The sequence below is a fragment of the Legionella erythra genome (assembly GCF_001467615.1).
GTDB lineage: Bacteria > Pseudomonadota > Gammaproteobacteria > Legionellales > Legionellaceae > Legionella_C > Legionella_C erythra.
On record NZ_LNYA01000028.1, the window covers coordinates 90,285 to 101,987 of the forward strand.

The following is an 11,703-nucleotide window of genomic DNA, read 5'->3' on the forward strand; positions in this document are numbered from 1 at the left end:
TGCATTAAACAAGAAGAACCATTTCCGGCGCTTCGATGTCTTCTTTGCACTGACGAATGAATTCATCACGAAGAGTATCCCATTCGTGTGGCAGCGGAAATTTGCTGATTTCAGTTACCAATTTGTTTAAAAATTCCTTGTTTTCTGTCCTGGAGTAACGCGGCGCAATCGTTTTTGACTCAGCGAATGCCGGGTGAAGACCGGGTTGGTATTGCGGTTCGGAAAAGAGCATGTCCTTCATGTATGGGGTGAGGAAAGGGCTTTGTTTCAGTTTGTTCTCGTTCCCGTACCAACGAACGAGAGCCTGACGATAGGCGGCCAAAGCATCCTTGTCCAGAAAATCAGCATAGTTGACTACCCCATGCGGGAAATTTTTACCCAGATGATGACGGGGTTGTATGCCTTTTTCCTTAAGGTAAGCAAGAAACTCGCTTTCAAAACGTGCGATGCCTGAGGCCTCAGGGTGCGTGACCATGTCGATTGCAAACACACGCTGATTCTCATTGGCCGTGCTGGAGGTCGATAAGCCACCGTTGGTGCCTTTAAAATACCGAACGTAATAGGCATAGGTTAACGGGTATTCACCGCGTTCGGCGGCTTCATTCAGCATCTCATCCAGTTTTTTACATACATCAGCCAATAACGGGGCGGCTTTATCCTTATCCACAGGAATGAGGTAACTGACATCGCGCATGGCTTTCGGAAAACCGACCTGGTAATGGCTGATATGATTTTCATAATCGACGACGGGTTTGGTGCCGCGCGTGCTGGTTACAATGGCTGCGGTTAATTGCATAAAGGCCGGCAACAAATGCTGTAATCCGGGCTCATTCAGCCGATCCTGAATCGAATCACCGACCCGTACGCTCAGTTCCTGTGCCAGGGAACTGGCATCCGCCGCATAAGGTGCATTGTCGTTGGTGGTTCGCGCTTTGGTGGTGTGGTTCCAGAGACGCACATGCCATTTATCCACCGGGAGTTTACTGTAAGTGGGGATGCGCATGAGTGTAAAATAGTGATTGTTATTTAAGTAGTCCGCAAGATGGGTATTGAGCTCATCAACGTCTTTAAAATTATGCACCGTCTCTTCAAGATTAAAGGCCTCTACCGTGCGTAACCGGATATTTAATACCACACCCAGCATGCCGGCATGTGCGCCAAACAGCAGGGGAAAATCCTCATGGCTCGAATCGATTTCGCGGATATTGCCATCCATGTCACAGACGGTTGCACTGAGGATTAGGCCACTGAACGCGGTTTCATCCTGCCCCGTGCCGTGACCGCCTGTACCCGCAAGGCCCACTGCAGTGACCCAGGCTATCATGCTGGCTGTGGACAGTGATAATTTTTTGGCTCGCAGGACATCGGCTAATTTGGCGATTTGCACTCCAGCACTGACTTTAACAACCCAGGCCGGCAGGTTTTTAATGGGATTGGTTGCACTAGGCGGCAGGGGGGAGGCTTTCCCCTCGACGTGGACGGATTGATATTTTTCGCTGAACAAAATGACCACGTCATCGCTTAGCGCGATTGGTGAAAAAGAAAAGGAGCCATTGTAGCGTTCCACCTGGGCTTGTTTCCAGGGAAAGCAACACCAATTATTGCTGGTTTTATCATTCCATCCGCCTGCCGCCCGAACAGTAATCTGATGGTGAGTATGCAATGCGTTCTGCTCTTTCACGGCCAGCATGACTTCTCTTACCTGGTCTTCGTTATCCACCTGAATAATAACGGCCTGACGTTGACTCACTGTTTCCATGTAATTGGTCCATGTGCCCAGACGGCAATTGATTTTATTTTGAGTCAGCCGATTGATAAGCGCCTGGCGGGAACCTTTTGCAAATGACATGTTCACATCCTGTGAGAATAGGGAGTATCTTCAATACTGCCATTGGTGAAGGAGACGGGTCAATGAGAAAGCGGCTTCATTCAGCAACAAAACCCACTGCAAAGCATTATAAAATGATCCCCAGCACCACACGCCGGCCTTCACTCAAAAGCACATTAAAGGTGCGGCAGGCAGCGCCTATGGACATGCACTCCAGAGCAATTCGTTCGGCGGCCAATTGTTGAAGAATGCCTGCTGGGGCAAATTGGCCCGTGTGGGTATGGCCGATGAGCACGATGTCCGGCTGGTGTTTAAGCAGGGGGGACAAGGTAGCGTCATTTAATTCCCCGATGCGTTGAACAGGCCAATCGCTGATGAGTTCATGCGTTGAAACAACGAGGCTTTGCGTATAATGAGTCGAATTGATTTGAATGGCTGTGTCGCTGTAGGCTTCCACCGTATAGGGATCATTGGCTTCTAAATTAATTTGCATGGTGTTTGACGAATCAATAATTTATACTATTGGCCAGTATAACACAGGGGTTGCAAACATGAGCCAATTTCCGCGTATAAAACGCTTACCGCCGTATGTCTTTAACACGATGACCCAGTTAAAGTCGGAGGCGCGGGCGCGCGGGGAAGACGTGATTGATTTTGGCATGGGCAACCCGGATCAGCCTACGCCGCCACACATCGTTGACAAGCTCATTGAAACCGCGCAACGTCCCGATACCCATCGTTATTCCATGTCCAAAGGCATCCCGCGCCTCAGGCGTGCCATGGCTGGCTGGTATGAGCGTCATTATGGGGTGACCTTAGACAGCGAAAAGCAGGTTTTAACGACAATTGGCTCCAAAGAAGGGCTTGCACACCTGGCGTTGGCCATCAGTGGTCCCGGCGATACGGTCCTGGTTCCTGATCCCGCTTATCCCATCCACACCTATGGATTTATTATTGCGGGCGCGAATGTCAAACAGATTCCCCTCATCGATGAGCAACAATTTCTGGACGCGGTACAGGTGGCCATTGAGCAGACCTGGCCTCGTCCCAAGGCATTGGTGATTAATTTTCCGGCTAATCCCAGCACCCATTGTGTAGAATTTGGGTTTTTTGAAGAAGTGGTGGCTTTGGGTAAGCGCCACAATATCTGGATTATCCATGATCTGGCCTATGCCGATATCGTATTTGACGGTTATAAAGCGCCCTCAATTCTGCAAGTTCCCGGCGCGATGGACATCGCCATTGAAACGTATTCCATGTCGAAATCCTACAACATGCCCGGATGGCGGGTTGGCTTTGCCTGTGGTAACGAAGAGCTGGTTGCAGCGCTGACCCGGATTAAATCGTATCTGGATTATGGTACATTCACGCCTATCCAGGTGGCCGCCATTACCGCACTTGAGGGCTCAGATGATTGCGTGGAAGAAATCCGCAGCCTTTATGAGCAGCGCCGCAATGTCTTGTGCGACGGCCTTGAGGATTTGGGCTGGCCTGTTACCCGTCCGAAAGCCACCATGTTTGTCTGGGCCGAGATCCCCGAATTCTATCGTCACATGGGTTCTCTTGAATTTGCCAAATACCTGTTGCAGGAAGCGCATGTCGCTGTTTCCCCCGGTATCGGTTTCGGTGCACAGGGCGACAATTTTGTCCGTTTTGGCCTCATTGAAAACAACCAGCGTACACGCCAGGCTTTGCGCAATATCAAAGCGCTGTTCAGACGGGACGGTTATCAGCAGGCGGTGTAGGCATGGATGTAATAATCAACAGCGCTTGTGATGACATCCCCGCCCGCAGCATCCCATTAGTCACTCAGGGGCACTACCTGACCAATACCCTGGCGGCCTTGGGCTATGATCCTGTGAACCCGCCGCTGGCTGATCTATTGCGGCGCTACCATAAATTGGAAGGCGACTGGCTGATTGCCACTCCCATACATTGGCAGGCTACACATAACGATGCAATGATTATTGCGGCCGGCGATGAATTGGCGCTGAATGAGCCGCTGGCAAAAATCTGGTTTGCCGAAGTATCCCAGTTGTTAAAAGAAGACGGGTTCGAACTGGTTTATCATAGCCCGGACCTTTGGCTGGTGAATACTGGCGGTAAGGGGGCTGGCCAGTTTCCAGCAATCCACAGCATGCTCCATCAATCCATGATGCCGGTGCTGCAAAACATGGGTGAATCCATGTTCTGGCAAAAATTAATGACTGAACTGCAAATGTTCATGAGCACCCACCCACTGAATTCTGCCAAAAACAGGTCCATGCCGGTCAATGGCCTGTGGTTCTGGGGCGGAGGAGAACTGCATACGGATCATCACAGGCCGCTGCTCAGCAATGATGACCTTCTCCTTACGGTTTTCCCGGCTTGCCGTGTTCTTCATGAAGCAACATTCCCTGCGGACAGCGTCATTGTGATAGGGGATGGCCACCCTGATGCGGTGACGAAACTACTAAAGATCACAGCGAAGACAAAGCGGACGCAATGGTATTGGAATAATGCTGCCTATCAATGCAAACGTCTTCCCTGGTGGTCACGATTATGGAAGAAATGAGTGATGCGCATTAAACAACGTCAAATACCTGAAGCCATGCCCAGGCTGGATTCCTTGCCACCCATCCTGCAGCGCATTTATGCAACACGCGGTGTTACTGATGAAGCGCAGTTGGACAGGCGCCTGCAAACGCTCCTGCCCTTTAGTGACCTTAAGGACATCGATAAAGCCTGTATACGGTTGGAGCAGGCGCTTTGCGAACAGCAATGCATTTTAATTATTGGCGATTTTGATGCCGATGGTGCCACATCTACAGCGCTCGCTGTTTCCGCACTCAAAGCCTTTGGCGCCCAATATGTTGATTTTTTAGTCCCTAATCGCTTTGAATTTGGCTATGGCTTGACGCCTGCGATTGTCGAGGTAGCAAAAAAATGGCAGCCCGATTTGATTATTACCGTGGATAACGGCATTGCCAGTATCGAAGGGGTAGAGGCCGCCAATCGTGCAAACATTGATGTGCTGATTACTGATCACCATTTGCCAGGTGAGCAGTTACCCCATGCCTGCGCCATAGTCAATCCTAATCAGGCGGAGGATATATTTGCAAGCAAATCCATTGCCGGGGTTGGGGTGATTTTTTATGTCATGCTGGCTTTAAGGCGTCATCTGGTGAATAAGGGCTGGTTCTCATCTCAGCAACTGCCCGAGCCCAACATGGCGCAATTTCTTGACCTGGTGGCTTTAGGCACTGTAGCCGATGTTGTCGCCCTGGATCAGAATAACCGCATCATGGTTAATCAGGGCTTGACCCGTATTCGACAGGGCCTGTGCCGTCCTGGCATTAAAGCCATGATTGCTGTGGCCGGACGTGACTATTCACGTCTGCGTGAAAGCGATTTGGGGTTTGCCGTGGCGCCAAGGCTTAACGCCGCCGGCCGATTGGATGATATGTCGCTCGGTATTTCCTGTTTGTTATGTGAGGATGAAAAGCAGGCCAGGGTACTCGCAGAACGCCTCGATGAACTCAATCAGGAGCGACGTCTTATCGAAGCGGAAATGAAAGAGCAGGCCTTGGCTTCAGTTGATGACCTCATTAAAAAAATTGACGGTCAACGTTTGCCTGTGGCGTTGTGTTTAATGGATAAATTATGGCATCAAGGGGTTATTGGTATCTTGGCCGGGCGATTAAAGGAGCGTTACCATCGCCCGGTGATTGCGTTTGCCATGGTCAGTGAAACCGAACTGAAAGGGTCCGCCCGTTCAGTCGCTGATTTGAATATCCGCGATGTACTGGCCGCTGTTGATAAAGATTACCCCGGTTTAATCACCAAATTCGGCGGTCATGCCATGGCGGCCGGTTTGAGTTTACCGGTGCAGTCCTTCAAGGCCTTTCAAGCGGCTTTCCTTGCCGAAGTGGAGCGGCATTTGGACATTAGTCAGTGCGAAGGGCAGTTGCTGACGGATGGTCCTCTGAAAGACACGGAATTTAATCTCGAAACAGCGCATCTGTTGCAACAGGCAGGCCCCTGGGGGCAACAATTTCCCGAGCCCTGCTTTGATAATGTCTTTGAAATCCTGGATCAGCGCGTTGTGGGACAAAATCACCTGAAGCTCACGTTCGCACTGCCGGAAACCGGCGGCACGGTAGATGCCATTGCTTTTAATGTCGATCGCAGCCAATGGCCTAATTACCGTGTCCGGGAAGTGCATGCCGCTTATCGGTTGGATATCAATGTCTATCAGGGACGCTCACGCCTGCAACTGATGATTGAAGCTTTAAATCCACTGAGTTGATCAATACGGGGTTATACATTGAAGGGCACGAAGCTAATCCTTGGCCCTTGCCTGCTTAGCCCCGGGTATCCGCCATCCGGGACTTCAATAGGTACCCGCCTGCGCGGGTACGACAGGGTAACGGATTATGGCTTATCCCTTGTCCTGCCTTTGCGGCATGAGAAAGACGGGAATACAGCCTGCCCCCTTGTTGTCCTGCCCGCGCAGGCGGGAATCCATCTGCTTGCGCGAAGACGAATTTAAGAATAATGACCGACAAATGGCAGCGATTGCCGGCTATCCCAAGTATCCCCCATCCAGGATCCTGATAGATGCCCGCCTGCGGGCTACGACAGGGTAGCGGGCCTGGCTCCTTGTTATCTCGCCTGCTTTACGGGCAGGGCTGTTGCTCCCGTACCCTTTCGTGAAACCGCATAATTTTAGCCCTGCCGCACGTTTTGTTGTATAATTTCCACATTCTTTTTTGTGTGATGCCAAATTGTTGACTGATGCTTTAATTTCTCCCCTGGCAGTGGCTCCGATGATTGATTGGAGTTACACCCATTTTCGCGTGTTCATGCGGCTTATTGCGCCACGGGCGCTGCTCTACACCGACATGCAAACCACGGGCGCAGTCCTTAATAACCCCCAGAAAGCTCTGGGTTTTGATGACTGTGAATTGCCGCTGGCCTTACAATTGGGCGGCTCCGATAAAGCATCTTTAGTCCAATGCGCCATTCTGGCAGAAGCCAAGGGTTACAGCGAAGTGAATCTGAATTTAGGCTGCCCCAGTGATCGGGTACAGGCCGGCCGTTTTGGGGCCTGCCTCATGGCAGAACCTCATCATGTGGCTCAATGCATAGCCGCCATGAAAGCGGCGGTTCGGATTCCGGTTACAGCCAAGACCCGTATCGGCATTGATGAGAAGGATAGTTATGAGTTTTTTTCAGCTTTCGCGCATTGCTTGGTTGACGCTGGATGCGACAAGTTGGTCGTTCATGCCCGTAAGGCCTGGCTTAAAGGGTTAAGCCCAAAACAAAACCGAACGATTCCTCCCCTGCACTATGATTATGTCTATCGCATCAAGGAAACATTACCCCAATTACCGGTTGTCATTAATGGCAACATCAATAGCGTAGCGGAGGCTCGAACACACCTCAAGGCGGTCGATGGTGTCATGCTGGGACGTCTTGCCTGCAATAACCCCTATGCCTTAACGGCTTTCCACCGTTTCTTTTATCCTGAGGAAGTGATTCAAAGCCGTAGTGCCGTGATGGCGAATTATTATTGCCATGCCCAGAGGCAGTTTGCTGAGGGCGTGCCGTTAAGCATTTTACTTAAACCGGTCCTGAATCTGGCGCACGGTTTAGCGGGGGCAAGGCATTTTAAAGAGTTGCTGGTTTGCGCGCAGCAGGAAAAAAATCCTGGCTTGATTGAGGAAGCCGCAATGTTGTTACAAGACATGGAAAAAATGAAACAGGGTGAGGGGGTTGAATGAATGCTTTGCTGACCACCATTGTATTGCTGGTGGGTTCGAATACATTTATGACGATGGCCTGGTATGGGCATTTAAAACACCAGGGTAGCAAACCGCTGTTTTTAATTATTCTTTTGAGCTGGCTTATTGCTTTTTTTGAATACACCTTGATGATTCCGGCTAACCGCATTGGCTTTACTCAGGCGCACTTGAGTTTGCCTCAGCTTAAAATCATGCAGGAAGTCATTACCCTGTCTGTGTTTTTCCCCTTTGCTGCGTATTATATGGGGCAGCGGGTACACTGGAATTTTTTATGGGCCTCACTCTGTTTGCTTGGGGCTGTCTATTTTATTTTTAAACCCGTGGCCTCCTAGATGCTGAGAGAATAACCAATAAGCCAAATGTCCGGCTTCTAAAAGCGGATGCATCACTATATTCATAGTAATTTTTCTCAATTTCTAGTAAATTAAGCGATTTTGATTGCCACGATTATTAAGAGGATTTGCAAGGTCATGCTGAATACGTTGATAAAGAAAATGTTTGGGAGTCGTAACGAGCGGACTCTGCGGCGCATGGAAAAAACCGTCCTCAGCATCAATGCCCTTGAACCTGCAATGCAGGCTTTGTCCAATGAACAGCTTGCTGCAAAAACAGCGGAGTTCAAACAACGTTTTTCCCAAGGCGAGTCACTTGACCAATTGCTGCCAGAAGCCTTTGCTGTTGTGCGTGAAGTGTCTGTCCGAACCATGGGGCTTCGTCATTTCGACGTGCAGCTGATTGGCGGTATGGTTCTGCACGAAGGCAACATTGCCGAAATGCGCACCGGGGAAGGTAAAACCCTGGTAGGTACCTTGCCGGCTTATTTAAATGCCATCAGCGGCCGTGGCGTCCATATCGTTACGGTGAATGATTACCTGGCTAAACGCGACAGCCAGTGGATGGGGCCTATTTATGAATTCTTAGGCTTAACTGTCGGTGTCATTGCGCCGGACATGACGCATGCCGCAAAGCAACAGGCTTATCGGGCTGACATTGTCTTTGGGACCAACAACGAGTTCGGTTTTGATTACCTGCGCGACAACATGGCCTTCAGCTTAAGCGACAAGGTTCAGCGCGAATTGAATTTTGCCGTCGTCGACGAGGTAGACTCCATTCTCATTGATGAAGCAAGAACACCGCTTATCATTTCCGGTGCGGCTGAAGGGAGCTCTGAGTTGTACATGAAGGTCAACAAACTGATCCCTCAATTGAGAAAACAGGAAGAAGAGGGCGATGGCGGCGATTACACGGTTGACGAAAAACAGAAGCAGGCCCACCTCACCGAAGCCGGGCATCAGCATATCGAAGATCTCTTAATGAAAGAGGGGTTGCTGGATGAGGGTGAAAGTTTATACCATGCCAGCAATATCATCCTCATGCATCATGTCAATGCCGCACTGAAAGCCCATGCCATGTTCCATCGTGATGTGGATTATATTGTCAAAGATGGGCAGGTGGTTATTGTCGATGAACACACCGGCCGAACCATGTCGGGCAGACGTTGGTCCGAAGGATTGCATCAGGCGATTGAAGCGAAAGAACTGGTGCCCATTCAACATGAAAACCAAACCCTGGCATCCATTACTTTCCAGAACTATTTTAGATTGTATGACAAACTGGCGGGTATGACCGGTACGGCAGATACCGAGGCTTATGAATTTCAGCAGATTTATAATCTTGAAGTGGTGGTTATTCCGACCAACAAACCCATGCGCCGTCAGGATCAGGCCGATTTAATCTATCTGGGACTTGAAGACAAGTATCAGGCGATTATCGAAGACGTTAAAGAATGCATGGCCCGTAAACAACCGGTCCTGGTAGGAACGGCCTCGATCGAAGCCTCTGAATTATTAAGCCAGCTCATGAAAAAGGCTGGCATTAAACATCAGGTTTTGAATGCCAAATTCCATGAGAAGGAAGCCCAGATTATCGCAGAAGCCGGGCGGCCTGGTGCAGTCACCATTGCGACCAACATGGCGGGACGAGGAACGGACATCGTGCTTGGCGGCAGCCTCTCGGCTGAGTTGGCGATGTTGCCTGAAGGGGCTTCTGAAATCGAGCGTCAAGCCATTAAAAACGATTGGCAGACACGCCATGATGAGGTGATCAAGGCTGGGGGGCTTCGCATTATTGGTTCTGAACGCCACGAATCCCGTCGTATCGACAATCAGTTACGAGGCCGTGCCGGCCGTCAAGGTGACCCCGGCAGCAGCCGATTCTATTTGTCACTCGATGATAATTTAATGCGCATTTTCGCGTCCGAACGGGTCATTAACATGATGCGTCGTTTGGGCATGAAGCCGGGCGAGCCCATTGAACATAACCTGGTAACCAAAGCCATTGAAAACGCCCAGCGTAAACTGGAAGGCCATCATTTTGATGTCCGCAAGCAGTTGCTGGATTATGACAACGTCGCCAATAATCAGCGCCGTGTGATTTACACCCAGCGTGCGGCCATCATGGGCATGACCGATCCCCGGGACGTGGTTGATGCCATGCGTGAAGAAGTGATTACAACGCTGGTCGATAACTTTATTCCTCCGCAAAGCCTTGAAGATCAATGGAATCTGGATGGCCTTTCCAAAACCCTGTTTGAAGATTTTCAAGTCAAAGCTGATATTGCCGACTGGGTTGAAAAAGACCATGCCTTGCAGCCGGAACAGATCAAGGAACGTGTATTTAACCTGTGCTATGAACGCTACCAGCAGAAAGAGCAACAGGCTGGCCGTGAAGTTCTGGCGCAGTTTGAAAAATCAGTTATTCTCCAGACTATGGACAATCATTGGCGCGAGCATTTAGCGGCCATGGATCATTTGCGTCAGGGTATTCACTTGCGAGGTTATGCTCAGAAAGATCCTAAACAGGAATACAAGCGTGAAGCCTTTGCCCTGTTTACCATGATGCTGGATACCCTCAAATACGAAATCATCCGCTTATTGACTTCAGTTCAGGTTCAAACGGAAGAAGACGTCCAGGCCATAGAAGAGCAGCGTCGTGCTGAGCAGGTTCAGAACGTGCAGTTATTACGCCAAAGCGAGGATGAGGGCGAAGATACCATGGAAAGCGACGAAGGGCATACTCCTTATCGCCGTGCCGGACAAAAAGTAGGGCGCAATGATCCATGCCCTTGTGGTTCCGGTAAAAAATACAAGAGTTGCCACGGAAGTTTGGTGTGAAAGTCGCTGTTGCCGTTATTGTAGACAACGACCAGCGCATTTTAATTACCCGCCGTCCTTCCCATGCCAGTCATGGGGGGCTGTGGGAATTTCCTGGTGGTAAATGTGAAGAAGGCGAGGCAGCAGAGCACGCCTTGTATCGGGAAATTGATGAGGAGGTTGGCCTTAAAATTCACCAATGCGAGTTTCTCGGCGAGATTTACCACCGGTATCCGCATAAAGAAGTGACTCTGGTTGTTTTTCTAGTCAACCAATTTATGGGCCTTGCAACTCGTCGCGAAAATCAAATGGACCTCTGCTGGGTAACATTTGATCAGCTCTCTCATTATTCGTTTCCAGAAGCCAATTATAAAATCATGCAATTACTAAAGATGCATTTTTCTACCCCTGTAAACGTATTTTAATCTCCGCTTGACTGGTTATGCACTACCGACACTGATTTCAGATGGATACCGCGGACAAGCCGCGGTATGTAGAGGAATATACTGCAGGAGGTAGAGGAATACGGTATGTAGGAGATGGCGTACGTGGGAATGTGCTGGAGCCCTGCGTTTCTCACTTAGGTATAAACCCGGATATCCCGTCCCTAAGCTCCACGCCTTGTGCGAGGAATAATTTCCCATCCCTACGCTCCACGCCTTGTGCGAGGAATAATTTCCCATCCCTACGTTCCGCGCCTTGTGCGCGGAATCCAGAGCTTTTGAAAATGGTGGACATGGGTACCGCGGACAAGCCGCGGTACGTAGGGGGTGTGCTGCGGTACGTAGGGGATGCGGTAGGATAGCACGGGTATGGATTGATTTTTAACCCATAAGCAACAGCAAAGCTGGATTTGGGTGTCGTTAGCAGGGCTAACGCACCTGATTTTTAAAACGCTGTAAGAAAAAGATCAAGTGGGTGCAAGAAAAAGATCAGG

General features: G+C 50.0%; 10 protein-coding genes. 8 read left to right on the top strand and 2 right to left on the bottom strand.

Annotated features, from left to right (window positions below):
- Nucleotides 1-4: 4 nt before the first annotated feature.
- Together Lery_RS09210 and Lery_RS09215 are read right to left on the bottom strand one after the other, a co-directional pair.
- Complete coding sequence (locus Lery_RS09210; protein ID WP_058526968.1) at nt 5-1,849, bottom strand: FAD-binding protein; 1,845 nt, start codon at nt 1,847-1,849, stop codon at nt 5-7.
- A 106-nt stretch (nt 1,850-1,955) separates the two neighbouring features.
- Nucleotides 1,956-2,321 carry an Mth938-like domain-containing protein gene (locus tag Lery_RS09215; protein ID WP_058526969.1) on the bottom strand — a complete coding sequence of 122 codons (366 nt, stop codon included), beginning with the start codon at nt 2,319-2,321 and terminating at the stop codon, nt 1,956-1,958.
- A gap of 58 nt (nt 2,322-2,379) precedes the next feature.
- Between Lery_RS09215 and alaC the strand changes: the two genes are divergently transcribed.
- The 8 genes from alaC to mutT all read left to right on the top strand — a co-directional run bounded on the left by alaC (nt 2,380) and on the right by mutT (nt 11,191).
- On the top strand, nt 2,380-3,573 hold the full coding sequence (gene alaC / locus Lery_RS09220) for an alanine transaminase (RefSeq protein ID WP_058526980.1): 1,194 nt from the start codon (nt 2,380-2,382) through the stop codon (nt 3,571-3,573).
- Between the two features lie 2 nt (nt 3,574-3,575).
- Nucleotides 3,576-4,382, top strand: coding sequence for a hypothetical protein (locus Lery_RS09225; RefSeq protein WP_058526970.1), 807 nt, complete (start codon nt 3,576-3,578; stop codon nt 4,380-4,382).
- A 3-nt stretch (nt 4,383-4,385) separates the two neighbouring features.
- Nucleotides 4,386-6,116 (top strand): single-stranded-DNA-specific exonuclease RecJ, encoded by a 1,731-nt coding sequence (recJ, locus tag Lery_RS09230; RefSeq protein WP_058526981.1) that lies wholly within the window; start codon nt 4,386-4,388, stop codon nt 6,114-6,116.
- A 127-nt stretch (nt 6,117-6,243) separates the two neighbouring features.
- Nucleotides 6,244-6,456, top strand: a complete 213-nt coding sequence (locus Lery_RS15290; protein ID WP_131751174.1) for a hypothetical protein — start codon at nt 6,244-6,246, stop codon at nt 6,454-6,456.
- A 141-nt stretch (nt 6,457-6,597) separates the two neighbouring features.
- Entirely contained in the window at nt 6,598-7,593 is a 996-nt protein-coding gene (gene dusA / locus Lery_RS09235) for a tRNA dihydrouridine(20/20a) synthase DusA (RefSeq protein ID WP_082657175.1), read from the top strand.
- Complete coding sequence (locus Lery_RS09240) at nt 7,590-7,946, top strand: DMT family protein (RefSeq protein WP_058526971.1); 357 nt, start codon at nt 7,590-7,592, stop codon at nt 7,944-7,946. The genes dusA and Lery_RS09240 overlap by 4 nt, the downstream gene beginning before the upstream one ends.
- A 138-nt stretch (nt 7,947-8,084) precedes the next feature.
- The gene (gene secA, locus Lery_RS09245) at nt 8,085-10,787 is read left to right on the top strand and encodes a preprotein translocase subunit SecA (protein ID WP_058526972.1); all 2,703 of its coding nucleotides are present in this window, start codon (nt 8,085-8,087) and stop codon (nt 10,785-10,787) included.
- Entirely contained in the window at nt 10,784-11,191 is a 408-nt protein-coding gene (gene mutT, locus Lery_RS09250; RefSeq protein ID WP_058526973.1) for an 8-oxo-dGTP diphosphatase MutT, read from the top strand. Before secA ends, mutT begins: the two co-directional genes overlap by 4 nt.
- Nucleotides 11,192-11,703 lie beyond the last annotated feature (512 nt).